Source organism: Bacillus sp. NMTD17 (assembly GCF_002998735.1).
In the GTDB taxonomy this organism is placed as follows: Bacteria; Bacillota; Bacilli; order Bacillales; family Bacillaceae; genus Bacillus.
Map to the genome: position 1 here is coordinate 221546 of NZ_PVRH01000001.1, position 26098 is coordinate 247643.

Genomic DNA, 26098 nt, shown 5'->3' on the forward strand with positions numbered 1-26098 from the left:
ATAGTTGTTTCGAATCATTCGGCATGTGAAAGTAAGGGAGGATGTAAGGCTGTGAGTGAGCTGTTTTTAGCAAGATTTCAATTTGCTTCAACGACATTATTTCATTTTATTTTTGTTCCTATGTCAATAGGTTTGGTGTTTATCGTCGCCTTGATGCAGACCCTTTATGTCGTCAAGAAAAAAGAGATTTATAAAAAAATGGCGAAGTTTTGGGGTCATCTATTCTTACTCAATTTTGCAGTAGGTGTGGTGACAGGGATTTTGCAGGAATTCCAGTTTGGGATGAACTGGTCAGATTATTCAAGGTTTGTCGGTGATGTGTTTGGTGCACCGCTTGCCATTGAAGCACTGCTCGCCTTTTTCCTTGAATCTACATTTATTGGACTTTGGATATTCGGCTGGGATCGTCTGCCGAAGAAGATTCATTTATTGTGTATTTGGCTTGTTTCTCTTGGTACGATCTTTTCGGCGTTTTGGATTCTACTCGCCAACTCATTTATGCAAGAGCCAGTTGGATTTGTCATTAAAAATGGCCGCGCAGAAATGAATGATTTTGGCGCTCTTGTAACGAACCCGCAGCTTTGGGTTGAATTCCCGCACGTTCTGTTTGGTGCGCTGGCTACAGGTGCATTCTTTATTGCAGGAGTTAGTGCCTATAAAATGATCAAAAAACAAGAAATCGCCTTTTTCAAAAAATCATTCCAGATTGCCATGGTCCTCGCTTTAATTTCTGGCTTAGGTGTGGCGTTCTCTGGACATGATCAAGCGAAGCACTTAATGAAATCACAGCCGATGAAGATGGCAGCAAGTGAAGCCCTTTGGAAGGATAGTGGAGATCCAGCGGCTTGGACACTATTTGCCAATATTGACACAGATAAAAAAGAAAACTCTGCGGAGATCAATATTCCGTTTGCTTTAAGTTACTTGGCTTATCAGAAGTTCAGTGGAGATGTGCCAGGCATGCTGACACTTCAAAAAGAATATGAAGCAAAGTTTGGCCCTGGAGACTACATTCCGCCAGTGAAAACAACCTTCTGGAGCTTTAGAATCATGGTTGGTGCCGGAATGCTGATGATTTTTGCCAGTATGATTGGCTTGTACTTGAGCTTTAGAAAGAAACTCGAAACGAACAAATGGTTTTTACGCTTCATGGTAGGGATGATTGCGTTCCCGTTTATTGCGAACTCAGCTGGCTGGATCATGACTGAAATTGGGCGTCAGCCGTGGACTGTCTTTGGTATGATGACGACGGCTCAATCGATTTCGCCAAACGTATCGTATGGCATGCTGTTATTCTCAGTCATTAGCTTTACGACGATTTATCTGATTCTTGCCATCTTGCTTGCCTACCTATTCATTCGAGAAATTAAAAAAGGTGCACATTCGGAAGAGGATACAGATCAAAAGGATGAAACGGACCTGTCTACAGATCCATTTGATGGAGGCGCATATCATGGCATATCTTAACGAGATTTGGTTTATTCTTGTCGCAGTATTGTTTGTTGGATTTTTCTTCTTAGAGGGATTTGATTTTGGTGTTGGGATGTCCATGCAGCTGCTTGGAAAGGATGCGCACGAACGCCGCATTTTAATTAATACGATTGGTCCTTTCTGGGATGCGAATGAGGTCTGGCTGATTACAGCTGGGGGCGCTATTTTCGCTGCATTCCCTCACTGGTATGCCACGATGTTCAGTGGATACTATATACCATTTGCGGTTCTCCTCTTAGCGCTCATTGGGCGCGGAGTCGCCTTTGAATTCCGAGGGAAGGTGGAGAAAGCCTCTTGGATCAAAGCATGGGACTGGGTCATCTTCTTTGGCAGTCTGCTGCCGCCGTTTTTACTCGGTGTGCTATTCACGAGTATTTTACGCGGGATGCCAATTGATCAAGACATGAATATGTATGCTGGTTTTACGGATTTTGTGAACCTTTATTCAGTGATTGGCGGGTTAGCTGTGACGGTTCTTTGCCTTCTGCACGGATTGATTTTCGTCACACTACGTACAGAGGGTGATTTAAGAGATCGTGCAAGAAAGCTTGGCAAGCGTGTCCTGCTTATTGCGCTGCCAGTTCTTGTCCTATTTGTCGGTGTATCTATCATGGAAACAGACATTTATACGGTACGCCCGATCATCACCATTCCGTTAACTGTCCTGATTGTGGTTTGTTACGTCGCGGCTCTATTCTTTATAAGAAAAGAACGTGATGGCTGGACATTCTTATTCACAGGTGCAGGCATCATGGTGACAGTGACGATGCTTTTCACTGCATTGTTCCCGCGCGTCATGATTAGTTCAATCAACCATGCGTTTGATCTTACCATTCAAAACGCTGCATCCGGATCATATTCACTGACGGTGATGACGATTGTTGCCATTTCTTTGCTGCCCTTTGTGCTTGGGTATCAAATTTGGAGCTATTACGTCTTCCGTAAACGTGTAAGCGGTAAGGAGCCAATGACCTACTAATGGACAAACGTTTGCTTCAATTAAAAGGAATAAGGGGGCTTCTTGCCCTTTTGGGTATTGTGTCACTCATCCAAGGAGCAAGTATTATTTTCCAAGCACAGTGGCTGGCACATGCCATTACTACGCTGTTTGACGGGAAAAGCCTTTCGCAGGCAACGCCTTATGTCCTGCTGTTTCTTGCTGCCTTTCTGGTGCGGCACGGTCTCACCTTGATTCGGGAGAAGGTCATGTTTACCTACTCTTCCCGAATTGGAGCAGACGTCAGAAAACAGCTGTTAGACCAACTCTTTCGTTTAGGTCCAGCTTTTACAAAGAAAAAAGGTACAGGAAAGCTTGTCACATTAGCGATGGAGGGGATTGCTCAATATCGTCAGTATTTACAGCTATTTTTACCGAAAATGGTGAACATGGCAGTGATACCGGCAATGGTCCTCATCTATGTTTGGACGTTAGACGAAACATCTGCTGTCATTTTAATCGTGACGCTGCCGATTTTAATTATTTTTATGATTTTGCTAGGCCTTGTCGCTCAGCGTAAAGCGGCCAAACAATGGAGATCGTATGAGAAATTATCCAATCATTTTACTGATTCTCTCCGCGGCCTTGAAACGCTTCGTTACTTAGGCATTAGCAAAAAACATTCCCGCAATATCGGGGAAGTGTCAAAGCGATATCGAAAGGTGACCATGAGCACGCTGAAGGTTGCATTTCTTTCATCATTTGCGCTTGATTTCTTTTCCATGCTGTCGATTGCAACTGTCGCTGTCTTTCTTGGCTTGCGATTAATTGAAGGAGAGCTTCTGTTATTGCCGGCTCTGACCGCGCTCATGCTGGCACCGGAATATTTCCTGCCAGTACGTGAAGTGGGAAATGATTATCATGCGACGCTAAATGGAAAAGAAGCGAATGAGGCGATGCAGGTCATTTTAGAAGAAAAGGGCTTCCGCGCGCAGGAGACACAATCCGTGCAGCTAGACAAGTGGGGTGAACAAGTTGTGCTCACGCTGCAAGATGTTAGTGTCCAGCATGATGAACATGCCCCTTATTCGATTCAGGATGTAGACCTCACTGTCAAAGGGAAGAAAAAAATCGGAATCATTGGTGCCAGTGGTTCAGGGAAATCGACGTTAACCGATGTGCTCGGCGGCTTTGTTGAACCGACCTCAGGTCAAATCACGTTAAACGGCCAGCCGCTTGTTCATTTACAGATGAAGGAATGGCAAAAGGAAGTCGTCTATATGCCGCAGCACCCTTATTTATTTCACATGACATTGAGAGAAAACATTCGTTTTTATGAACCGCATGCCACAGATGAAGAAGTGGAAAGAGCTGTCTGTGAAGCTGGATTATCTCAGCTCGTAGCGCAGCTGCCAAATGGTCTCGATGAGGTCATTGGAGAACAGGGAAGAGGACTGAGCGGCGGACAGGCACAAAGAATCGCGCTTGCGCGAACGGTGCTGGGCCAGCGTTCAATTATGCTGTTAGATGAACCAACGGCGCATCTCGATATTGAGACAGAGTATGAATTGAAGAAAACAATGCTTCCGCTGTTTGAAGATAAACTTGTGTTCTTAGCGACACATAGGCTCCATTGGATGCCAGACATGGATGAGATCATTGTCATGGATCATGGAACAATTGCAGAAATGGGTACACATGAATCATTGATGCAAAGAAAAGGCGTGTATTATCAATTGGTACAGGAGCAAATGGGGGCGGTCACACATGGTCAGTAAAGGCTGGTTTATACCTTATATCAAGGAGAATCAAAAGCTGTTTGCGCTGGTTTTGTTTCTAGGGGCAATTGCAGTATTCTCTGCTTCTATGCTGATGTTTACGTCAGGATTTCTCATTTCAAAAGCTGCCACAAGACCTGAGAATATACTCATGGTCTACGTCCCAATTGTAGCTGTACGGACCTTTGGTATTTCACGCTCAGCTGCCCGCTATGCAGAAAGACTGGCGAGCCACCAGCTCATTTTGACCATGATTGAAAAAATGCGTGTCCGTCTGTATGACATGGCTGAACGAAGTGCGAAACAGACAAAGCTGGGTACAGGTGAAATGCTTGGGCTCCTGTCAGATGATGTCGAGAGACTGCAGGACGCCTATTTAAAAACCATCTTTCCATCCATCGGGGCGCTGCTTTTATATGCCGCATCCATTGGGGCACTTGGTCTATTCTCGTGGCCTTTTGCTGGACTGATGCTGCTTTATATGGCACTTCTCGTATTTGTTTTCCCATACGTCACAGTGCTAGTGAACCGGGCGAGACAAATTCAAATGAAAAAAGGCAGAAATGAACTGTACAGCCATTTAACAGATGCAGTCATGGGCGTTAGTGACTGGCTGTTTAGCGGCAGGCAGAAAGATTTTGTTGATGAATATGAACAGAAAGAAGCGAAACTGTTAGCGCTTGAAGCAGCCAAGCACCGGTTTATCCGTCTGCGCCAGTTTTTTGCCCAGCTTATGATTGGAGGAGCTGTCGTGCTTGTCGTGTATTGGAGCGGTTCGGTCGTTCAGTCAGGCTCGATGTCACACACACTGATTGCAGCCTTTGTGCTTGTGCTATTTCCGTTAACAGAAGCCTTTCTTCCACTCTCAGATGCAGCAGGTGATATTCCCGTCTATCAGCATGCTGTCAGCAGATTAAATCATTATGAAAAGCTTTCGTATGAAGGAGAATCTGAGCGCAAGACAGTGGATCAGTCAACCATTTCTCACGATCAAGCTGTCTGTTTTGATCAAGTGTCCTTTGGGTATGATTCGCACCAACACGTGCTAAAGCATCTCTCATTTTCACTGAAGCAAGGTGAATCACTTGCTCTCTTAGGAAAAAGTGGTGCAGGAAAATCGACTATTTTGAAATTGTTAGAAGGAGCTGTCGTGCCAAATCAAGGAGCTGTCAGTATCCAGGGGAAACCGGTAGAAAGCATTCGAGAAACCGTGTCCACCTATGTGTCAGTGCTCAATCAACAGCCGTATTTATTCGATACCTCTGTTTTAAACAATATTCGCTTAGGCTCTCCAGATGCGACAGAAGAGCAAGTAAAAGAAGCAGCGAGGCAAGTGCAGCTGCACGATACCATCGAATCCTTGCCAGAAGGTTATCACACCGGTGTGCAGGAGACAGGGGTTCGTTTCTCAGGTGGAGAAAGACAACGGATGGCATTAGCCCGGATTTTGCTGCAAAACACCCCGATTGTTGTATTAGATGAGCCCACCGTCGGACTTGATCCGCGCACAGAGCGTGAGCTGCTTGAAACCATCTTTCGTGTGTTAAAAGGAAAAACGGTCATTTGGATTACCCATCATCTCACTGGCTGTGAGGCATGTGACCGCATTATGTTTATTGAAGATGGACAAATTGAGATGCAGGGGGAGCATCAGGATTTACTGAGAGAAAACCTGCGCTATCAAAAATTGTATGAGATGGATCGTCCATTTTCTACAATATAAATAAACGAAATAACAAGAACGTTCGGACAGAGATCTCTGCCCGAACGTTTTGTGGTTTTAAGGGTTTACCTTTCCAACACCAGCATTTGATACCACTTCTGATTTGACATTGTTCACGTTAAGCAAAGAGTAGTGATAAGGAGGGTTGTACGTACCTGTTGAAGACGTTGGCAGACTGCCTGTGCTGTTAATAAATGAGTTGTTGATGACATGCCATGTACCGACTTGACGGCTGTCCCAGCTGCCGATCGCATTATTTGTATTTTCAAATACGTTGTGCTCAATTCTCATCTTCGCGCCCATACGAGAGTTGATCGCTGTGGTATGAATGCCTTTATAGTAGTTGTTATACACATGACCTTCCCCGTAGCGCATAGACGGTACACGAGAATTCAGGTTTTCAAAACGGTTGTTATGGAACGTAATTTTTCGGTTGTAGTTGTCGTTATCAGAGCTGCCCATGAGCATCGTTTTCCAGCTGTCATGTACATAGTTCCATGAGAAGGTAATATAGTCGGAGTCTTTTTTCACATCAAATAATCCATCATAATCATCTTTCCCAGAGTTTAATGTGTTGTACAGCTCATTATGATCGACCCATACGTTTTTAGAAGCGCCTTCGATTCCGATGGCATCCTTGTCACCGATGTTACTGTGATGGATTCTCAGGTTGCGGATAATGACGTTATTGGAACGCCATACTTTGATACCAATTCCATTAAATTCACCTTTCGTGCCTTTGCCGACGATCGAGACATTGTTTGTATCTTTCACATCGATTTTATTGGCAGATGTATTAGAAGGGTTAATCGTCCCGTCGACAACAATTTTTAATTTTTCGTTTGTTCCTTTACTTTTGAGGGCAGCCAATAGTTCATTTCCAGTTTTGACTGTGACGGTTTTACCGCCTTCACCGCCTGTTGTACCGCCATTTAATGTGGAGAATCCTTGTTGATTAAAATTGGCCATAATAGAAGGGCTTTCTGGATACTTGGCTGCCGCTTTTGCCTCCCCATTAGGTGCAAATAATGAAGTCACGAGACCAACCGCTAACACACCAGCTAACATTGGAACTTTTTTCTTCAAAGTCAACATCTCCATTCTATTTTGTTTTAATGTAAACGTTTCCAAAAATAAGCTGCAATTCAACTGCCCCCCCTTTCTTCGCCAGTATCGCCTTTTTCGGAATGTAGGAAGAGCATAGCACGCAAAAAGGTATCATCGGCTAAGAATTGGCGCTGTGTATTCCATGATTTTCTAGGAAACTAAGGCCATGATTATTTTATTTTCATCTAAATGAGACAAGGATCATTGACGATAGGTATTGGGATGACCTAGTGATTATGAGGGAGAGGCTATTCGCTTGATAGAAAATCAAGATGATTACGAACGCACCATTTTGTTAGGGACGAAAGAATGTCATAATCATTACATAAGAAAAAATTGGATATAAAATGAATCAAATACTGGATCAACAGGGAGAAAAGGAGCCAAGTTAAAAAAATTAAGTCTATTTTGAACGATGTCGTCATCCGTGTCGTCACATGAATAAGAGAAGAAAAGGAAGGAGGGGTGTGTTTGGAGCAGACAGAAGAGACATTATTGATTCAGCGGGCAAAACAGGGAGATGATGCTGCATTTACAGCCCTTTATCGTCATCATTATTCCTTTCTTTACCGTTATATAATGAAGCTCACCCTTCAACAAGAGCTGGCAGAAGAAATCATGCAAGAAACGATGCTGAAAGCGTACATGAAACTTTCTTCATTTAGAGGAGATTCCTTATTTTCAACATGGCTCATTTCCATTGCATCTAGACAATTTTTAGATCACCAGAAGAAAAGAAAACGTGAACAATTAAGAGAAGGGAAGGCGAATCAAGAGACCATACGCCGCTTCAAATGGGACATTCAGCAAAAGGGCCACACATGGCATGAGATGTGGGATGCTCTAAACGAATTGAAGGCACAGGAGAGAGCACCGATTATTTTGCACTATTATTATGGCTTTACTTATCCAGAGATTGCTTCAATGCTCGGTATGAGAGAAGGCACTGTGAAGTCGAGGGTTCATCATGGATTAAAGAAAATTCGAAAGGAGTGGTCTCAATGAAGGAAGATCAGTTCACCGAACGTTTAAAGGAAGAGTTACAGCAGCTAGATGAACAAATTGAAGTGAAAGAGCCAAGTGAGCAGGCTGTCATGATGATGCTGAAGCAGGCAAAGGAACAAGAGAAAAGGCGTTTTAAACAAGAAGTACTGGCGTACGTTCTCATCAGTCTGACCATTCTGGCACTATTTGTCGCTGCCATCACCCATTTGCCTATCATCTTCATTCTTCTTCAAGTAGTGAGTGTGCCGCTCTGCGTCGTTGTCGGCATCAAGGAATATCAACACATTAAAGGAGGGTCTTCCTTATGAGTCAGACGGAGATGATCATCTTATTGTGCGCATTGCCGTTATTGTTTGCGCAGGGGCTTCTTTTATTTATGGATGCAAAGAAAAGAGGGCGCTATAAGTGGTTTTGGGGCATTGTCGGTTTAATTAATTTCCCATCGTCTTCTATTTTATATTGGCTTTGTGTCGTGTACCCTGATCGAAAGAAAGATGAGAAGATCCGAAAAGATTGAGCGGACGGCCTATAAAACTTTAGGCCTTTTTTTCGGGTTGAAGATCAACTAGAAATCATTCATGATTCATCTATTTGTCAAAGAGTGCGGGATATATAACGTCTAAATCATCATTTCTAGCACAATAGTCATTCTGCAAGAGATACTTTCTAAAAACGATTGCTGCGGCTGCTTGATCCATCTCAAATCGGCATCATTTTCATCTGTTATCAGTATTGATCAGATTTTACAAATGGTGTTAAATTAATCTCAATATGCGTTAGAAAATCTAACAGATAAATGTGTGAAGATATCTACAAGGAGGCAGATGAGACATGTTGACCTTAGATCGAGCAGCACAAACAGCACAAAGCTACATCGACCGTGTGTTAGAGGAGGTGGAAAAACGAAATCCTGGTGAGGAGGAATTTCAGCAAGCCGTAAAAGAAATTCTAGAATCACTCGTTCCTGTTTTTGCAAAACACCCAGAGTATGAAAAACAGGGCATTTTAGAACGACTCATTGAGCCTGAGCGGCTTGTGGTATTTCGTGTACCTTGGGTAGATGATGAGGGGAAAGTACAAGTCAATCGGGGTTTCAGGGTTCAATTCAATAGTGCAATCGGTCCTTATAAAGGAGGCATTCGATTCCACCCATCTGTCAATGCAAGCATTATTAAGTTTTTAGGATTTGAACAAATCTTTAAAAACGCACTGACTGGTATGCCGATCGGCGGGGGAAAAGGTGGATCAGATTTTGACCCTAAAGGGAAATCTGATGGAGAAATCATGCGTTTCGTCCAAAGCTTTATGAGTGAACTCAGCCGATATATTGGACCTGATCAAGATGTACCAGCAGGTGATATTGGCGTAGGGGCACGCGAAATTGGCTATATGTTCGGACAGTACAAGAAAATGCGCGGTGCTTATGAGGCGGGTGTGCTCACAGGGAAAAGTCCTGGATTTGGAGGCAGCTTAGCGAGAAAAGAAGCGACAGGCTATGGACTGGTGTACTTTATGGAAGAAATGTTAAAAGCGCATGGACTGCAATTTGAAGGGCATTCAGTTGTTGTGTCTGGATCAGGAAATGTGTCTATTTATGCGATGGAAAAGGTCATGGAGCTAGGCGGTAAGGTCGTTGCTTGCAGTGATTCAAGCGGAGCGATTTATGATCCTCAAGGCATTTCACTTGAGACTGTGAAGCAGCTAAAGGAAGTGAGCAATCAACGGATTGGGGCATACATAGACATTCACCCGCATGCCGAATTGATTGAAGATTGTGAACAAATTTGGTCTGTTCCTTGTGATATTGCGCTTCCATGTGCAACGCAAAATGAAATATCTGAGATGCAAGCGCAGCAGCTCGTGGAAAATGGTGTCATTGCGGTAGGAGAAGGAGCGAATATGCCTTCTACTCTAAAGGCAGTCAAAGTTTTTGAACAGAATGATATTCTATTTGCGCCGGCAAAAGCGGCGAATGCTGGCGGGGTAGGTGTCTCAGCACTGGAAATGGCACAAAATAGTGCAAGAATGTCTTGGACATTTGAAGAAGTAGATGATCAGCTGAAACAAATGATGCAGACGATTTATCGTCAGTGTACAGAGACAGCAGACGAATATGGACACTCTGGAAACTTAATCGTAGGAGCAAATATTGCAGGATTTCGCAAAGTGGCAGATGCGATGATCGCACAAGGCGTGATTTAACTCCTGCTCTCCCGCACCTGTTTATTTCATGACAAGATGGGGAATCGTCCTTGTAAGAATGACAATAAGGAGGCGCGGGAGAAATGAAAAAATGGCTGAAACAAATTGTCAAATGGGCACCAGTGATTTATCCAGTGGTGAGGAAAATATATAAAGAGCGAAAAGCATCTAAACGTCGTAACGTATCAGCCGGATAATCCGGCTTTTTTTATGCAAGCATTACCGATTGAGCCCTGAACGAAAAAATAATAGATTTGAATGATCCATTTCATGCTTCTCTCCGTTAAGTACATAACAAACGGAAAGAGGAGGCAATAACAGATGAACATGAAAAAAGCGATTTTAACTATCCCGCTTAGCGCAGCATTACTATATTTCCGGCAGCTCATATCGCAAGTGCACGCGAAGGACATATGCATGGAGAGGAAAAGAAGACGTCTTCGTCACAAGAAGTGTCAAACAAAGCAACCGATCTTCGAGCAGCACTAGACCAGCTGTTTTCGGAGCATGCTTATTTAGCAGTGATCACGATGCAAAAGGGAATTGACGGCAGTAAAGATTTTGATCAAGCAGCGGCAGCGTTAAATGACAACACGAATGACTTATCAGATGCCATCGCCTCTGTGTACGGAAAAAAAGCAGGGAAACAATTCAAAGCCATTTGGTCAAGCCATATCGGCTACTTTGTTGATTATGTACAAGCAACGGCAAAGAAAGATGAAGCAGGTAAAAAGAAAGCAGTCAAGCAGCTTGACCAATATCGTATGAAACAAGCCGATATGCTCGATCAAGCAACAGACGGGAGATTGAAAGCAAGTGAACTTGAAGAAGGCTTGAAGATGCATGTGAATGAACTGCTAAAAGCGTTTGACAGCTACACAGAAAAGGATTTTGATACGACCTATGAAACCGTTAGAAAGTCCATTCATCATATGTTTGAAGTAGGCAAAGGCGTATCGTGGGCGATCACAGATCAATTTCCTGGGAAATTTGATCATAAATCAGTCGATACACCAGCTGCAGATCTTCGTGAAGATTTAAACTACTTGTTCTCAGAGCATTTGGCACTTGCAGTCGTTGCCATGCAAAAAGGAAATGATGGCAGCAAGGACTTTGATCAAGCAGCCGCAGCTTTGAACGAAAACACGAATGATTTATCTGATGCGATTGCCTCTGTTTATGGCAAGGATGCAGGGAAACAATTTAAAGCCATTTGGTCAAGCCATATCGGTTACTTAGTTGATTATGTCAAAGCGGATGCATCAGGAGACAAAGAAGCGAAAGAAAAAGCTGTGAAAAACTTAGATGCGTATCGGATGAAGCAAGCGAAATTTCTAGATCAAGCGACAGATGGACGTTTGAAGGCGGCGGATTTAGAAGCTGGCTTGAAAATGCATATTGATGAGCTGATCAAAACATATACGTCTTACCATAATGGCGAATATGATCAGCTTTATCCAACAGTGAGAGAAGCGTACGGTCATATGTTCATGGTCGGTCAAGATGTCGCAGCAGCGATTGTTGATCAGCATCCTGAACTGTTCAAATCCAACATGCCTAATGAAATGCCGAAAACAGGTATGGGAGGCACAGCCGGTCCTTTAGGTATGTCATATGAAGCATTTGCGGGAATGATCGCAAGTTTGATCCTAGCTGGCGGTGCAGCGGGTGCGTTCTTCCTTACTCGCTGTAAGACATCAAATTAAGCTCGTATAAAAAGGAAAGGGGAACGTGCACAATCGTGCCGTTCCTTTCTTTAAAAGGAGGCAGACTGACTTGAAAAGGTGGTTGTTTGGTCTTCTGATGCTTCTCATCATCACGGGCTGCGCATCACAATCTATGGTTGATTCGTCATCCTCTAAAACAACCTCATCTCCTGAAAAAATGACAACAAACCAAGCCGCAAAACAGTCTCATTCACAAGACATGTTAAAAGACGAACCGTCTGGTATTGTCCCGGCTGAAATTGCGATTCCGGCGATTGATGTCAAAGCAAAAGTGGAGAAAACAACTTTATCAAAGGATGGCAGTATGGGCGTCCCAAAAATACGGACAACACAGCTTGGTTTAAAGATGGTCCAAAGCCAGGAGATAAAGGAAATGCCGTCATGAATGGCCATGTTGATAATAAATGGGGACCTTCTGTTTTTTATCGATTAAAGGAGCTAAAAAAGGGAAACAAGGTAATCGTGACGTCCTCGTCAGGAAAAAAGCGAACTTTTGAAGTGATCAAAGTGCAAAGCTATCCGCGTGAAGAAAAGCCGAATGCGTTTTTCGGGTACGCTTTTACACGGAATCTCAATTTCATTACGTGTACAGGGACATTTGATCATGCAGCAGGGACTCATGAAAAGAGACTGGTTGTCTTTACCCAGCTGATCCCTTCATAAAAAAGGAGATTACACGGAGGTGTAGCGCCTTTTTTTATGGTTTCTGCCAGAGTCCTACAAAAAGATTCATAGGTCATTAGATATGGTTTGTTGTATAAATAGGGGCGTTTGTCATATAAATGAGTTGGCAATTTTTATTTCTTTTCAGTAGAATATGAGTAATGAAGAGAACTGCAAGCGTATACACCTTGTCCAGACAAGGCAGATTCTCCACCCTTACATAAGGAGGCCGATCTGATGCTGAGTAAAAGACTGGCGCACATCTTAAGTCAGCTCATGGCAGCGGAGACCCCGCTCACAAGCGCTGCGCTTTCTGTCAGCTTACAAGTGACAAGCCGCACCATTCGTACAGACATCAAGGAACTGAACGACCGTCTCGCTCCTTATCAAGCGGCTGTATCAGCTGTTCGAGGAGCTGGCTATGAGCTGTTGATCAACGATGAGAATGCCTTTCGCCGTTTTATGAAAGAGGAGGTCGAACAGGAAGAGCCACTGGCTGTTCTGCCGGAGGAGCGCGTTCGGTTTATTTTAAAGAAGCTGCTTCTCGCAGAGTCTTATGTGAAACTGGAAGACTTACAGGATCAGCTGTTTATTAGTAAATCGACGATGAGTAACGATATGAAATGGGTCAAACGCAAGCTTGAGCCCTTTGATCTTAAGCTGGAAGCGAAGCCGAATAAAGGCTGCCGGATCAAAGGATCGGAGATGAAAATTCGTTATTGTATGTCAGAATATTTATTCAATGAACGCCGTTCCTGCCAAACGATGCTGAACACAGCAGTCACCATTTTGCCAAAACATGAATTGGAATTGATTCAGAAAACAATGATTGATTATATCAATGAAGAAAGAATGAATCTATCAGACATTTGCATGAATAATTTAATCGTTCATGTTGCGATTGCCTGCAAACGGATTAGACACGGAAACTATGTATCTGTTTTGCCAGAGGAAATCAATGAGATACCACAGGCAAAGGAATATAAGGTCGCTAAAAAAATGGTGGAACGCCTTGAAGGACTGCTGGACGTCTCTTTTCCACAAGAGGAGATCGTCTATATCGCCATTCATTTATTAGGAACAGCCAAAATGGTACAGTCCTTTTCATCGAGTGGTCAAAAACAAATTGTGGATGATGACACGAGCCGTCTTGTTCAGCTTATGCTCCAAGCCATTGATCAAAAACTGCAGCTTGATTTAGCCGGCGATGCGGAATTAATGATTGGACTGAGTCTGCACTTAAAGCCAGCCATGACCCGGTGTAAATATGGAATGAACTTAAGAAATCCGATGCTTGATGAAATAAAGGCGGGGTATCCACTTGCTTTTGAAGCAGGTATTATCGCCAGCAGGGTCCTAGAAGAAGAGGAGGGACTGAGTATTCATGAGAATGAAATCGGATATATGGCGCTTCATTTTGGTGCGGCTTTAGAGAGGAGGAAAATGGAGATTCCGCCGAAGCGATGTCTCATTGTCTGTGCATCTGGTGCAGGGAGTGCAAGGCTGCTTCAGGATCGTTTGCGGTCACAATTTGGGTCAAAACTGACCATTTTAGGAACAGCAGAGCTTTATTCGCTTCCGCATGTGTCTTTACATGCCCTGGATTTGATTATTACAACGGTCCCGATTCAGATGGATTTACCGATTCCAGTCATACAAGTAAACACCATTTTGGGAGGCGGCGACTTTTTAAAAATTGAAGAAGCCCTGACGAGTGAAACAAGGGTGACATTGGCCTCTCAATATATGAAAAAGGAATTGGTCTTTACAAAATGCGCCTTTCAAACAAAGGAAGAGGTCATCACCTTTCTCACGGAAAAAATCATCGATATGGGGTTAGCACCAGCAGAGCTTACACCTTCTGTGATGGAAAGAGAAGAGGCTGCACCGACATCCTTCGGGCATTATACAGCCATTCCGCACCCTATGACGCCGCTGACAGAAGAGACGTTTTGGGCGATATGTACATTAGAAAAACCGATCATATGGGGAGAGAAAAAAGTTCAATTTGTCTGCTTGCTTTGTGTCGAAAAAGAGAATGCCAAAGATTTAAAAGGGATGTACCGTCTGCTGGGCGAGCTTGTGCATAATGTGAAATTCATTCAGCATCTCATCGCCTGTGATACATTTGAAGACATGCTGGATATCATGTATAAAAAGGTCCCTTCGTACAAGAACTAACAGTGTGATCTTAACTTTTTCCGCTTCCTAAAGGAAAAAGTATAGGTGTTTATGAAAGCGGTTTCATAATATGATGAATGTGTAAAGAAAAGCTTCACACTTTCAAAAGGGGGCGTTTACACATGAACATCTTATTGGTTTGTGCAGCAGGTATGTCAACAAGCTTACTAGTCACAAAAATGGAGAAAAGCGCACAAGAACAAGGAAAAGACTATCGTATTTGGGCAGTATCAGGAGATTCAGCAAAAAGTCATATTGATCAAGCCGATGTGCTTTTATTAGGACCACAGGTTCGATATTTATTACCACAAATGAAAAAGCTCGGAGAAGAAAAAGGAATTCCAGTCGACGTCATTAATACCGTGCATTATGGCGTATGTAATGGGGCTGAGGTTTTAAAATCTGCTGAACAGTTAGTGAACGGATAAAGGGGGCGGAAGGGATGAATGGATTCAACCGATTTCTAGAAGAGAAGGTCATGCCGTTTGCAGGGAAGATTGCCGCTCAAAGACATTTACAAGCATTGCGTGACGGAATTGTTTTAACCATGCCTCTCATTATTGTCGGTTCACTGTTTCTCATTTTAGCCAACCTTCCGATCCCAGGATACAGCGATTTTATGGCAAGTATCTTTGGAGCTGAATGGGCCACGAAACTATCCTATCCTGTTAATGCAACCTTTGACATTATGGCACTTGTTGCCACCTTCGGGATTGCCTACAGGCTTGCTGAAAAGTATGCAGTGGATGCCCTATCATCTGGTGCGATCGCTGTTGCAGCTTTCCTTTTGGCGACACCATATCAAGTTCCTTTCACACCTGAAGGCTCAACAGAAGCCATCCTAGTAGGTGGGGGAATTCCAGTCACATTGATGGGCAGTAAAGGGTTATTCGTTGCCATGATTATTGCCATGCTTTCAACTGAAATTTACCGATTCATTGTCCAGCGGAATATCGTCATTAGGATGCCTGATGGTGTACCGCCAGCAGTGAGTAAATCGTTTATCGCACTTATTCCAGGTTTTGTGGTCATCACGCTGATCTGGGTCGTTAGACTTGTGATTGAGATGACACCATTTGAGAGTATTCATAATATCATCACGGTCTTAATTGGCACACCGCTTTCCATTCTTGGTGGAAGCTTAGGCGGAAGTATTGTCGCCATTGGTGTGCAAATGCTCCTCTGGGCATGTGGTATTCACGGAGCAACCATTGTCGGCGGCGTCATGGGCCCAATTTGGCTCGGTGCGATGGATGAGAACCGTCTCGCATTCCAAGCAGGAGAAGTGCTGCCAAATATCTTCACAGCGCAGTTCTTTGAAATCTTCATCAATGTCGGCGGAAGCGGTGCAACGCTTGCTTTAGTGCTGACGATGATCTTACGTGCCAGAAGTAAACAAATGAAACAGCTTGGCCGACTTGCCATTGGGCCAGCCATCTTTAACATCAACGAACCGATCATTTTTGGAATGCCGATTGTCATGAACCCAATGCTTCTCATTCCGTTTATCCTTACGCCAATCATGATGATCATCACCACATATATCGGAATGAGCACAGGACTTGTAGCAAAACCGGCGGGGATTGCTGTCCCATGGACCATGCCGCCCATCATTTCAGGCTATCTCGCCACAGGAGGCAAAATCTCTGGTGCTGTCATGCAGCTGATTAACCTGGCGTTGTCATTCGCTTTATACTACCCATTCTTTAGAATGTGGGATAAGCAGAAATTAAAAGAAGAAAGTGAGCTAGAAACAAAAGCATCAACTGATGAAAATGTCGTCAGCATGTAATAGAGGAAACAAGGGGGATGCGGCCGATGGAAATGGAACAAATTGTGTTTCAACTCATCTTACACGGCGGGAATGGCAGAAGCTCCGCGATGGAGGCCATTACATGTGCAAAGCAAGGAAATTTTGATGAGGCGAAGCAAAAATTGCAGGAAGCACAAGACGCGTTAAATGAGGCGCATCACGCACAAACAGAGCTGATCCAAGGAGAAATTAGAGGAGAAAAGACCGACATCAGTCTCTTAATGATCCATGCACAGGATCATCTCATGAACGCAATGACCGTCAAGGAACTCGCGGCGGAAATCATCGAGCTCCATGAAAAAATGAAGCAACTCGGAGGTGTCAATTCATGAAAGATGGAATCAAAATTGTCACAATAGGCGGGGGATCGAGCTATACGCCTGAGCTTGTCGAAGGGTTTATCAAACGATATCATGAATTGCCTGTAAAGGAATTATGGCTAGTGGATATTGAAGCGGGTCAGGAAAAGTTAAACATCGTGGGCGCTCTCGCGAAACGCATGGTTGAAAAAGCGGGTCTGCCGATTGAGGTACACCTGACGCTTGACCGCCGGGAAGCCCTGAAGGACGCAGATTTCGTGACGACACAATTTCGTGTAGGACTGCTGGAAGCACGGGCAAAAGATGAGAGAATCCCGCTCAAATACGGCGTCATCGGTCAGGAAACGAACGGACCAGGCGGTTTATTTAAAGGACTTCGAACCATCCCAGTCATTCTAGATATCGTGAAGGATATGGAAGAACTTTGTCCAGATGCATGGCTTGTGAACTTTACAAATCCGGCGGGCATGGTCACAGAAGCTGTGCTGCGCTACACGAATCTAAAAAAAGTAGTCGGTCTATGCAATGTACCCATTGGGATGAAAATGGGGATTGCCAAGGCGCTTGATGTAGATGTTGAGCGGATCGAGGTACAGTTTGCGGGCCTCAATCACATGGTCTATGGGTTAGACGTGTATTTAGACGGGGTCAGCATCAAGGATCAAGTGCTCGATGAATTGGGAAATCCGAATAGTCAGTGGTCTATGAAGAACATTGAAGCGAAAAACTGGGAACCTTCTTTTGTAAAAGGCTTAGGGGTGATCCCATGTCCGTATCATCGCTATTACTATAAAACAAAAGATATGCTGGAAGAAGAGCAAAAAGCAGCCCAAGAAAAAGGAACAAGAGCAGAGGTTGTACAGCAGGTTGAGCAAGAATTATTTGAGCTCTATAAAAATCCTGATTTATCGATTAAACCACCGCAGCTCGAAAAAAGAGGCGGGGCATATTACAGTGATGCGGCATGTAACTTAATCAGCTCCATCTATAATGATAAGCATGACATCCAACCTGTCAATACAGTGAACAGAGGGGCGATTGCCAGCATTCCGGCTGAATCAGCGGTTGAAGTGAACTGTATCATTACGAAGGACGGACCAAAACCAATTGCGACGGGCGATCTGCCTGTAGCTGTGAGAGGGCTCGTTCAACAAATCAAATCATTCGAGCGTGTGGCAGCAGAAGCGGCTGTAACAGGAGATTACGAGACGGCTCTTGTGGCGATGACGATTAATCCGCTTGTCCCATCTGATGAAATTGCAAAGCAAATTTTAGATGAAATGCTCGAAGCGCATCGTGAATATTTACCGCAATTCTTCAAATCAGTCAAAGCGTAAAACAAAGTGGCCCCTTTATGGGGTCGTTTTTTATCATTGCCCCATATGGGAATTCAAGAAAGAAGTGTATGATAGAAAAAACAGCATGTATGGCTTCAAAGAAAGGACGGTTTGAATATGGTTGCAATTGGTTTAATGCTTTACGGCTTTATCGTTCAACCACTGATGAGTTACGGCACAGTGGTCTTGTTTTTGTATGGCATCATTGCTTCATTTATTGGTCTTATTCGTCATAGACAGTATGTGTGGATTTATGTTCTCCGCCTGCTCGTTTGTTTTACCATTCCAGTGACCAACCTGTTGATGTATTTCGCAACGATTGGTGGAGATGAAAGAGACTTTGATTTCCAGCCCATGCCGCTTGTTTATCACCTTGTCTTTATCCTAGAAATCATCATCGTCTTTTTACCAGAGATCTTTTTACTGATCGAAAGAAAGCGGAGCATAAAAAGGAAACAGTGGATATATGCAGGGGCGATTGTGGGGGTATCGGTCTTGTTTTGGTGCACAATTTGATGGAAGGCTGACTGGACATCTGAGTCTATTTCGCCTTTTTGTTGCGTAACCTCCTTCGTCTAACCTTCACAAAAGTAATAGAAAGAACAAAGATAGAAATTCCGAGAAACTTAAATAGAAACCGGGTGAGGAACGGTGAATCGTCGAAACCTGTAGCTATGATCATCGATCCGATACAAATACCAAAGAACGCTAGTAGATAAGTAAAAAACATACCATCACTCCTTATACGTATGATTACCATTATAAGGTATATTGGAGGGGTAAATAAACAAAAAAAGAACCCTTCATGACTGAAAGGTTCTTTTACATGCTTAAGTCTGTTTGACGACCGAGTCGACTTCTACTGTCCAGCCGAAGATATCTGGCTGTGTTCCTTTTTGAATACCAGTAATGGCTTCGTACAATTTCTTCGATACTTCACCTGTTTGACCATCTTGAATTACATATGGCTGATCGTGATAAATTAATTCCCCGACAGGAGAGATGACGGCCGCCGTTCCAGTTCCAAAGATTTCTTCAAGCTCACCTGATTGATGTGCTTCAATTAACTCATCAATCGAAATTTTACGCTCTGTCACTGGAATACCCCAATGTTTTAACAGCTCAAGTACAGAGTTACGGGTGATGCCTTCTAAAATGCTGCCGTTCAATTCAGGCGTCACGATTTCTCCTTTGATTTTAAAGAAGATATTCATACTCCCGACTTCTTCAATGTACTTTTTCTCGACTCCATCAAGCCAAAGAACCTGTGAAAAGCCTTTGGTTTCAGCGACTTGCTGTGCCTTGAGGCTTGAGGCGTAGTTTCCAGCTGTTTTGGCATTTCCTGTCCCGCCCTTAACGGCACGGACAAATTCGTTTTCAACTGCAATTTTGACCGGGTGGATGCCTTCTTTATAGTAAGATCCCACTGGAGATAAGATAATCAGCAGCTTATACGTGCTTGACGGCGCAACGCCTAAATACGGCTCAGTGGAAATAATGAATGGACGGATATACAAGGAAGTGCCCTCTGCATCAGGTACCCAATCCTTATCAATGCGAATGAGTTCATTTAAGCCCTCTAAAACCGTTTCTGTATCAATTTGCGGGATACACAGGCGGTCATTGGATCTGTTTAAGCGTTCCATGTTCTTTTCCGGACGGAATAAGAGAATTTTCTGATCCTCAGAAACATAAGCTTTTAAGCCTTCAAAAACAGATTGCCCATAATGGTAGACCATCGAAGCTGGGTCCATTGGAATGGCCTGATAAGGTATAATTCTGGGATCGTACCAGCCTTGATCAATGGAATAATCCATCACAAACATGTGATCTGTGAAGATTTTTCCGAATTCAAGTTGATCAGATTGAGGTTTTGGTTTTTTTGTTGAACTAAGTTCAACGCGGATGGGTTGTTTTGGCATCGTAAATCTCCTTGCTGTTTGATTATTTGAAAATTCTAATAATATGAAATAATTATGATTCTATTCTATACCTTCACAAAATATAAGCAATAGCTTTTCTGGAATTCAGATAAGAAAAATCTGTTAAAGCGCTTTCCTTCTCTCTGCCATCAGTCTGCCTCATGTCACCCCTTTTTAATAAAGAAATAAAATCCAAATGCATTATTAACTGATTAATCTGACAATTTAAAAGCGGATGATTTTCCTGTAAGATATTCTTTCAACCATACACCTTTTGACTAGTACATTGCAAGGGGCATTCTCATATTTTAATCCTCTTTTTTTTAACCGATAAAGGAAGAAGAGAAGTGAAAGGAGCAAACAACAAGATGAAACGAGCGATACTAGGCATTTTACTTATTTTATTCATGACCGTGATCAGCTTCGGCTGTCAAGCGATGACAGAGGAGGCTGGCGCTAAGCAAAGCACAGCCTATTACGTGGCGCCAAACGGAAACGACAAAAACCCGGGAACGAAGCAAAAACCTTTTCGCACGCTGAAAAAAGCGGCAAGTATGGCGAAAGCCGGGGCAACCATTTACATGAGAGGCGGCACATACAAAGAGAAATTGATTGTCCGCCATTCAGGTACAAAGAAAGCACCCGTTATCTTTCAAGCTTACGGAAAAGAAAAACCTGTCATTAGCGGGGCTTCTCTTAAAGGAAATCAAGCAGATGGCGGTCTTGTCACGATCGATCAAAAAAGCTACATCACCCTCAAAGGTCTGACGGTGGGACATCTCAAGACGAATAAGGAAGATGTGACACCAGTCGGTATTTTCATCAAAGGAAGCGGCAAAGGCGTCAAACTGCTCAACAACCGAGTGTATGACATTCAGACGAAACACAAAAATGGGAATGCACACGGTATTGCGGTCTATGGAACAAAAGCTCCTGCGGCCATTGAAGACATTGAAATCAAAGGAAACACTGTTGAAAAATTAAAGCTTGGCTTCAGTGAAGCGCTTGTGCTAAATGGGAACGTCAACAAGTTCCGTGTGACACATAACACGGTTCGCCACACAGATAATATAGGCATTGATTTAATTGGTTTTGAGAACGTAGCACCTTCTAAAAAGTACGATCAAGTTAGAAATGGTGTCGTATCTAAAAACAAAGTATATGAGATTACGAGTGCAGGGAATCCAGCCTATGGCAAAGACATCTCCGCTGGCGGAATTTATGTTGATGGCGGGAAGGACATTGTGATTGATCATAACATCACACATCACAATGACCTGGGGATTGAAGTCACAAGTGAACATAAAGGAAAAATGGCAGATCGCATTCGCATCGAACACAATCAAGTGTATTTGAACCGTTATACAGGTATTTCAATTGGCGGCTATGATAAAAAGCGAGGCGGAACAACAAATACGACGATCTCACATAATATTTTGTACAAAAATGACACAGCCGGCTTAGAAGGCGGTCAATTGTTGATGCAATATCAAGCCGTGAACAATCGAATCACGAATAATATTATGACAGCGAGTGCCTCGCATTACTTAGTCGTGAATCTTTATGGAGTGAATCAAAAGAATACCTTCCAGAAGAACGTGTATGACGACCGAAAAGGTGCAAAGGCATCACAGTGGGTATGGCGTGGGAAATGGATGGAAGGCTACAAAACGTATCTCTTGAAAAGCGGCCAAGATAAAGGATCAGCACACCTCAATCCACAATTTGTGAATGAGAAAAAATATGACTTTCGCCTGAAGAAATCATCACCTGCTAAGAAAATCATCGGAAGTTAAGCATGTCTGAACCACAAACGCATTGTTTTAAATTTTCAAAAAAATCATTGACATTGATGTGACATCACATTAAAGTAAAGAAGACATTTTAACTAAAACAAAATTTCATAACGGATCTCTTATCAAGAGAGGCAGAGGGACTGGCCCTATGACGCCCGGCAACCGTTTCTACTATAGAAATTGGTGCTAATTCCTGCAAAGCTGTTACAGCTTTGACAGATAAGAGAGGAAGACTTCCCGATACATGTTTCATGCAACGGTGATCAAGCCTCTCTTCCAGGAGAGGCTTTTTTTCGTCTCTTTTTCAAATGAAAGAACAGTTTACTGGCGTTTTCCCACTGTTTTACCTAGTTTTCCGATGTGAAAAATAAAAACAACTTGAGGAGGAACAGCAATGAAGCGTAAGCATTTTACATCATGTCTTATATTATTAATGGTATTGACGATCCTATTAACGGGCTGCGGCACTGGATCAAGTGCAGGCTCAAAGGCAAATGCGAACGAAAAGGTCTCCTTTGACAATGTACCGAAGCGATTTGCAAAGGGACAGGGAGCAAAAATTAAAGTCATCCGTAAAATCGGAGGAGATGATCATACAGCGCAGTTTTTAGCTGGGACGAAGGCAGAAGGTGAAGCGCTTGGCTTTACGGTAGATGTCTACACCGCAAATGGAGATACAGCGAAATTCCATGATGCGATCTCTCAGGCGCTGGAAGAAAATTATGATGGCTTTATCATCTCTCATGGGGACGACGAGGCGACCGTCGCTGACGTGAAAAAGATTACAGCGAAGGGCATTCCAGTCGTAGCGTTTGATTCGAATCCTAAGCTGAAGGACATCAAAGGGGTCACAGTGACGTCTCAAGATGACGAACAATTAGCGAAAAAATCATTAGACGCACTCGTATCTGATTTTAAAGAAAAAGCAAATATTGCATACCTCTGGGTAGATGGGTTCCCGCCAATGGTGAGACGAAACAAGGTCTATCAAGAAACGCTCAACCAACACAAAGGGATCAAGGAACTTGACCGCTTTGGCATTGCTTCCTCTGATACGTCTGTTCAAACGCAAAATGCAGTAGCAGCCATGCTGAATAAATATCCAAAGGGTAAACTTGACGCTATTTTTGCCACGTGGGATGCCTTTGCCATTGGCGCAGCAAGAGCGCTAAAGGAAGCAGGAAGAACAGAAGTGAAGATTTACGGGATTGATGTGTCAAATGCTGATCTTCAAGAAATGACAGCGAAAGAAAGTCCATGGAAGTACACAGCAGCGGTTGATCCGAAGCTCATCGGCGCTGTTGACGTGAGAATTCTTGCGAAGAAAATAGCGAGTGAGAAAACGCCATCTTCCTATGACCTTGAGGCCTCTCTCATCTCGCAAAATCAGCTTCAACAAGCAGGAAAAGCCATCAATATGGTCAATCTTGCAGACGAAGTGAAGGGGTTCGGCTCATCGACTGCTTTTGAAGAAGATTGGATGAAGACCTTGAAGAAGCATTATACAAAATAAACGACGTGCACTCTCTTCCATAGAGAGTGTTTCGTTTTTCAGATGATGATCATGAGAAGGAGGACACCTATGACTTCGCCGCTTGTTTGTATGAAACATATTTCGATTGAATTCCCAGGAGTAAAAGCGTTAGATCAAGTGAATTTTACATTAAAAAAAGGGACGGTTCATGCGCTGATTGGAGCGAATGGTGCTGGGAAGTCCACGTTAATGAAAGTTCTTTCTGGCGCTCATTCGCACTATGAAGGAAGCATCCATATCAATGGTCAGGCGGCATCCATTCAAACCCCAAAGAATGCGGCCTCATATGGTGTGCAGACGGTCCATCAAGAAGTGGATACGGCGCTAGTTCCCTACTTAAGTGTTGGTGAGAATATGATGATGCATCAGATTGAGAAAAAAACATTTGTCGGCTGGAAAGAGCTGCACCGTAAGGCAGCTCAACTATTAAAAGAAATGGACATCGACATCTCCACAAAACGCCTTGTGAGTGATCTGACCCTTGCAGAAAAACAGATGGTGCTCATTGCCAAGGCCGTTTCGATTAAATGCAGCATTTTAATCTTAGATGAACCAACGGCCCCTCTTAGTCATACAGAAACAAGCAAGTTATTCTCAATGATTGATCGGCTGAAACAGAATGGAACGGGCATTGTGTTTATCTCCCATCGCATGCCTGAAATTTTCACCATCTGTGATGAACTGACAGTGATGCGAAATGGAACCGATGTCGCAAAACACCTCGTTCAAGATACAAATCCGCAGCAGATTATTGAAGAAATGCTAGGTGCGCCATTAGAGGAGCAATTCCCGCTCCGTACACCTTTGAAGGATGCACCTATTGTGCTTGAAGTGAAGCAGCTAAACGACCAGCATAAATTACGCAACATTCATCTTCACGTGAAAAAGGGAGAAATTCTCGGAATTGCAGGCCTTGTCGGTGCTGGAAAAACGGAATTGTGTAAAGCCCTTTTCGGCGCCTCAGAAAAAAAGACGGGAACTGTGCAGCTTCATGGTCAAACCGTTCGCATCACATCGCCTCATCAAGCCGTGAGAGCTGGAATGGCCCTTGTGCCGGAAGAACGTAGAAAGGAAGGGGTTCTAACAGAAGAGAGCGTGGGATGGAACTTAACGGCTGCAAGTCTTCGTTCATTCTCAAGAGTGTTCAGCTTCTTACATCGTTCGAAGGAAAAGCGGGAAGCAGACGTAATCGTCAAACGGCTTGGTGTCAAAACCCCATCTCTTGAAGCAAAGGTGAAGCATCTATCCGGTGGAAATCAACAGAAGATTTCCATAGGAAAATGGCTGCTGGCTGAAGCGGATATCTATCTCTTTGATGAACCAACAAAAGGCGTTGACGTTGGAGCGAAAAAAGATATTTTCACCCTGATTGCAGAGCTTGCCGACCGCGGGAAATCTGTGATTTATGCGTCAAGTGAGCTGTCGGAGATTGCAGGTATCGCAGACCGAGTCTACGTGCTGTATGATGGCAGCATTGCCCGGGAAATGACTGCGCCAACGACTGAGGAAGAGCTTTTATATCATTCAACAGGAGGACAATCATGAGTGAACGACAAATTCCAGCCCCTGTGCAGCAAATGAAAAAACAGCGGCCATCCTTTCATCTATTTGATTTCTTTTATCGATATGGCACGATCTTAACCATTGTCGTATTGATTGTGGTATTTGCGGCAGCGAATCCAGCGTTTTTGCAATCAGGGAATATCATCAATATATTACGGTCTATCTCCATTGTGACCATTATTGCGGTGGGCCTTACCATCTCATTGGCAGTAAACGGCTTTGATTTATCAGTCGGATCAGTCGCAACGTTATCGAATGCAATTGTGATTTCTATGTTCGTGTGGTTTTCGCAAAACCCGCTGATTGCGATCCTCTCTGCGCTAGCGGCTGCCCTTATTGTTGGTTTACTCAATGCCTTGATGATTGTCAAAATGAAAATTCCAGATATGCTCATGACATTAGCTATGATGTTTATCATTCAAGGACTGGCTCAAACGTATACGAAAGGGGCGACCATTTCTGAAAACATGGTGCTGCCTGACGGTACATTCTCAACGGGCACAATCCCCGCCTTTTTCAGCAAAATCGGCCAGGTGCCATATATCATTCTCTTAATGGCAGCCATTGTGCTATTTGCACATGTTTTCATGACCTACACAAAGCACGGCCGATTTATGTACATTATTGGAGGGAATAAGGAAGCGGCTCGATTGTCCGGTATTCATGTAAACAAATATAAAATCGCAGCATATCTGCTCTCGGCTTTATTTGCAGCAATCGGTGGTATTGTGCTGGCATCAAGGGTGATGACAGCGGAAATAAATGCTGGCGCACCTTATTTAATGGATGGCGTAGCGGCAGCTTTTATCGGTTTTTCCGTCATGGGAGCAGGAAAGCCAAATGCATTTGGTACGTTTATTGGGGCTGTGCTCATCGGTATTTTGCAAAATGGACTTGTGATGATGTCTGTCCCTTATTACGCGATGGATATTGTGAAAGGCTCTGTACTCGCGCTTGCGCTGGCGTTAACGTATTACAAACAGCGAGGCTGACGACGTA

The 26098-nt window shown here is 43.5% G+C and carries 23 protein-coding genes, 1 pseudogene and 1 riboswitch; of the genes and pseudogenes, 22 read left to right on the forward strand and 2 right to left on the reverse strand.

What is annotated here, in order from left to right; genetic code table 11:
* The first annotated feature begins 51 nt into the window (after positions 1-51).
* From C6347_RS01075 to cydC, 4 genes are read left to right on the forward strand one after another with little or no spacing between them, the layout of a single operon-like run.
* Positions 52-1467: a cytochrome ubiquinol oxidase subunit I gene (locus tag C6347_RS01075; RefSeq protein WP_060597576.1), complete on the forward strand. Its 1416-nt coding sequence runs from the start codon at positions 52-54 to the stop codon at positions 1465-1467.
* Positions 1454-2470, forward strand: a complete 1017-nt coding sequence (gene cydB, locus C6347_RS01080; protein WP_106071306.1) for a cytochrome d ubiquinol oxidase subunit II — start codon at positions 1454-1456, stop codon at positions 2468-2470. Before C6347_RS01075 ends, cydB begins: the two co-directional genes overlap by 14 nt.
* Positions 2470-4206, forward strand: coding sequence for a thiol reductant ABC exporter subunit CydD (cydD, locus tag C6347_RS01085; RefSeq protein WP_106071307.1), 1737 nt, complete (start codon positions 2470-2472; stop codon positions 4204-4206). The genes cydB and cydD overlap by 1 nt, the downstream gene beginning before the upstream one ends.
* Complete coding sequence (cydC, locus tag C6347_RS01090; RefSeq protein ID WP_060597573.1) at positions 4196-5929, forward strand: thiol reductant ABC exporter subunit CydC; 1734 nt, start codon at positions 4196-4198, stop codon at positions 5927-5929. The genes cydD and cydC overlap by 11 nt, the downstream gene beginning before the upstream one ends.
* A gap of 57 nt (positions 5930-5986) precedes the next feature.
* On the opposite strand, the gene C6347_RS01095 is transcribed toward cydC, so the two are convergent.
* A complete protein-coding gene (locus C6347_RS01095) occupies positions 5987-6997 on the reverse strand; it encodes a pectate lyase family protein (protein ID WP_483861148.1) in 1011 nt (336 codons plus the stop codon).
* Positions 6998-7507: 510 nt separating this feature from the next.
* Between C6347_RS01095 and sigY the strand changes: the two genes are divergently transcribed.
* From sigY to C6347_RS01155, 14 genes and pseudogenes are all read left to right on the forward strand, one after another.
* Entirely contained in the window at positions 7508-8041 is a 534-nt protein-coding gene (gene sigY, locus C6347_RS01100) for an RNA polymerase sigma factor SigY (protein ID WP_106036395.1), read from the forward strand.
* A complete protein-coding gene (locus tag C6347_RS01105) occupies positions 8038-8349 on the forward strand; it encodes a YxlC family protein (protein WP_034660438.1) in 312 nt (103 codons plus the stop codon). The genes sigY and C6347_RS01105 overlap by 4 nt, the downstream gene beginning before the upstream one ends.
* Positions 8346-8558, forward strand: coding sequence for a hypothetical protein (locus tag C6347_RS01110; RefSeq protein ID WP_060597571.1), 213 nt, complete (start codon positions 8346-8348; stop codon positions 8556-8558). Before C6347_RS01105 ends, C6347_RS01110 begins: the two co-directional genes overlap by 4 nt.
* Before the next feature lie 314 nt (positions 8559-8872).
* On the forward strand, positions 8873-10243 hold the full coding sequence (gene gdhA / locus C6347_RS01115) for an NADP-specific glutamate dehydrogenase (RefSeq protein ID WP_106071308.1): 1371 nt from the start codon (positions 8873-8875) through the stop codon (positions 10241-10243).
* A gap of 83 nt (positions 10244-10326) precedes the next feature.
* Positions 10327-10440, forward strand: coding sequence for a hypothetical protein (locus C6347_RS19360; RefSeq protein WP_223250414.1), 114 nt, complete (start codon positions 10327-10329; stop codon positions 10438-10440).
* 124 nt (positions 10441-10564) lie between these two features.
* Positions 10565-11949, forward strand: a pseudogene (locus C6347_RS01120) (copper amine oxidase).
* 70 nt (positions 11950-12019) lie between these two features.
* Entirely contained in the window at positions 12020-12355 is a 336-nt protein-coding gene (locus tag C6347_RS19365; protein WP_258182042.1) for a sortase family protein, read from the forward strand.
* Positions 12259-12633: a class F sortase gene (locus tag C6347_RS19370; RefSeq protein ID WP_338712639.1), complete on the forward strand. Its 375-nt coding sequence runs from the start codon at positions 12259-12261 to the stop codon at positions 12631-12633. The genes C6347_RS19365 and C6347_RS19370 overlap by 97 nt, the downstream gene beginning before the upstream one ends.
* Before the next feature lie 237 nt (positions 12634-12870).
* Complete coding sequence (locus C6347_RS01130) at positions 12871-14814, forward strand: BglG family transcription antiterminator (protein WP_060597568.1); 1944 nt, start codon at positions 12871-12873, stop codon at positions 14812-14814.
* 122 nt (positions 14815-14936) lie between these two features.
* On the forward strand, positions 14937-15242 hold the full coding sequence (locus C6347_RS01135) for a PTS sugar transporter subunit IIB (protein WP_034660433.1): 306 nt from the start codon (positions 14937-14939) through the stop codon (positions 15240-15242).
* A gap of 14 nt (positions 15243-15256) precedes the next feature.
* Entirely contained in the window at positions 15257-16606 is a 1350-nt protein-coding gene (gene celB / locus C6347_RS01140) for a PTS cellobiose transporter subunit IIC (RefSeq protein WP_060597567.1), read from the forward strand.
* Between the two features lie 26 nt (positions 16607-16632).
* Positions 16633-16959 (forward strand): PTS lactose/cellobiose transporter subunit IIA, encoded by a 327-nt coding sequence (locus tag C6347_RS01145; RefSeq protein WP_003215078.1) that lies wholly within the window; start codon positions 16633-16635, stop codon positions 16957-16959.
* Positions 16956-18284, forward strand: a complete 1329-nt coding sequence (locus C6347_RS01150; protein WP_060597566.1) for a 6-phospho-beta-glucosidase — start codon at positions 16956-16958, stop codon at positions 18282-18284. The genes C6347_RS01145 and C6347_RS01150 overlap by 4 nt, the downstream gene beginning before the upstream one ends.
* Positions 18285-18401: 117 nt before the next feature.
* Positions 18402-18800 carry a hypothetical protein gene (locus C6347_RS01155; protein WP_106036396.1) on the forward strand — a complete coding sequence of 133 codons (399 nt, stop codon included), beginning with the start codon at positions 18402-18404 and terminating at the stop codon, positions 18798-18800.
* A 314-nt stretch (positions 18801-19114) separates the two neighbouring features.
* Here C6347_RS01155 and C6347_RS01165 read toward each other — a convergent pair whose 3' ends face one another.
* On the reverse strand, positions 19115-20206 hold the full coding sequence (locus C6347_RS01165) for a branched-chain amino acid aminotransferase (protein ID WP_060597564.1): 1092 nt from the start codon (positions 20204-20206) through the stop codon (positions 19115-19117).
* A 368-nt stretch (positions 20207-20574) separates the two neighbouring features.
* Here C6347_RS01165 and C6347_RS01170 point away from each other — a divergent pair, with 368 nt between their 5' ends.
* The 4 genes from C6347_RS01170 to C6347_RS01185 all read left to right on the forward strand — a co-directional run bounded on the left by C6347_RS01170 (position 20575) and on the right by C6347_RS01185 (position 26091).
* Positions 20575-22002 (forward strand): DUF1565 domain-containing protein, encoded by a 1428-nt coding sequence (locus C6347_RS01170; protein ID WP_106036571.1) that lies wholly within the window; start codon positions 20575-20577, stop codon positions 22000-22002.
* A 116-nt stretch (positions 22003-22118) separates the two neighbouring features.
* Positions 22119-22228, forward strand: a riboswitch (SAM riboswitch).
* Positions 22229-22396: 168 nt separating this feature from the next.
* On the forward strand, positions 22397-23515 hold the full coding sequence (locus tag C6347_RS01175; RefSeq protein ID WP_106036398.1) for a sugar ABC transporter substrate-binding protein: 1119 nt from the start codon (positions 22397-22399) through the stop codon (positions 23513-23515).
* Between the two features lie 69 nt (positions 23516-23584).
* Positions 23585-25081, forward strand: coding sequence for a sugar ABC transporter ATP-binding protein (locus tag C6347_RS01180; protein WP_106071309.1), 1497 nt, complete (start codon positions 23585-23587; stop codon positions 25079-25081).
* Positions 25078-26091: an ABC transporter permease gene (locus C6347_RS01185; protein ID WP_034660426.1), complete on the forward strand. Its 1014-nt coding sequence runs from the start codon at positions 25078-25080 to the stop codon at positions 26089-26091. The genes C6347_RS01180 and C6347_RS01185 overlap by 4 nt, the downstream gene beginning before the upstream one ends.
* Positions 26092-26098: the final 7 nt, after the last annotated feature.

Coding starts and splice junctions, on each gene's coding strand:
- C6347_RS01165 (WP_060597564.1), bottom strand. CDS start 20,206: ATGCCAAAACAACCCATCCGCGTTGAACTTAGTTCAACAAAAAAACCA.
- C6347_RS19360 (WP_223250414.1), top strand. CDS start 10,327: ATGAAAAAATGGCTGAAACAAATTGTCAAATGGGCACCAGTGATTTAT.
- C6347_RS01180 (WP_106071309.1), top strand. CDS start 23,585: ATGACTTCGCCGCTTGTTTGTATGAAACATATTTCGATTGAATTCCCA.
- cydC (WP_060597573.1), top strand. CDS start 4,196: ATGGTCAGTAAAGGCTGGTTTATACCTTATATCAAGGAGAATCAAAAG.
- C6347_RS01145 (WP_003215078.1), top strand. CDS start 16,633: ATGGAAATGGAACAAATTGTGTTTCAACTCATCTTACACGGCGGGAAT.
- cydB (WP_106071306.1), top strand. CDS start 1,454: ATGGCATATCTTAACGAGATTTGGTTTATTCTTGTCGCAGTATTGTTT.
- C6347_RS01175 (WP_106036398.1), top strand. CDS start 22,397: ATGAAGCGTAAGCATTTTACATCATGTCTTATATTATTAATGGTATTG.
- C6347_RS01135 (WP_034660433.1), top strand. CDS start 14,937: ATGAACATCTTATTGGTTTGTGCAGCAGGTATGTCAACAAGCTTACTA.
- C6347_RS01130 (WP_060597568.1), top strand. CDS start 12,871: ATGCTGAGTAAAAGACTGGCGCACATCTTAAGTCAGCTCATGGCAGCG.
- C6347_RS01105 (WP_034660438.1), top strand. CDS start 8,038: ATGAAGGAAGATCAGTTCACCGAACGTTTAAAGGAAGAGTTACAGCAG.
- gdhA (WP_106071308.1), top strand. CDS start 8,873: ATGTTGACCTTAGATCGAGCAGCACAAACAGCACAAAGCTACATCGAC.
- C6347_RS01155 (WP_106036396.1), top strand. CDS start 18,402: ATGGTTGCAATTGGTTTAATGCTTTACGGCTTTATCGTTCAACCACTG.
- C6347_RS01170 (WP_106036571.1), top strand. CDS start 20,575: ATGAAACGAGCGATACTAGGCATTTTACTTATTTTATTCATGACCGTG.
- celB (WP_060597567.1), top strand. CDS start 15,257: ATGAATGGATTCAACCGATTTCTAGAAGAGAAGGTCATGCCGTTTGCA.
- cydD (WP_106071307.1), top strand. CDS start 2,470: ATGGACAAACGTTTGCTTCAATTAAAAGGAATAAGGGGGCTTCTTGCC.
- C6347_RS01150 (WP_060597566.1), top strand. CDS start 16,956: ATGAAAGATGGAATCAAAATTGTCACAATAGGCGGGGGATCGAGCTAT.
- C6347_RS01095 (WP_483861148.1), bottom strand. CDS start 6,997: ATGTTAGCTGGTGTGTTAGCGGTTGGTCTCGTGACTTCATTATTTGCA.
- C6347_RS01110 (WP_060597571.1), top strand. CDS start 8,346: ATGAGTCAGACGGAGATGATCATCTTATTGTGCGCATTGCCGTTATTG.
- C6347_RS01185 (WP_034660426.1), top strand. CDS start 25,078: ATGAGTGAACGACAAATTCCAGCCCCTGTGCAGCAAATGAAAAAACAG.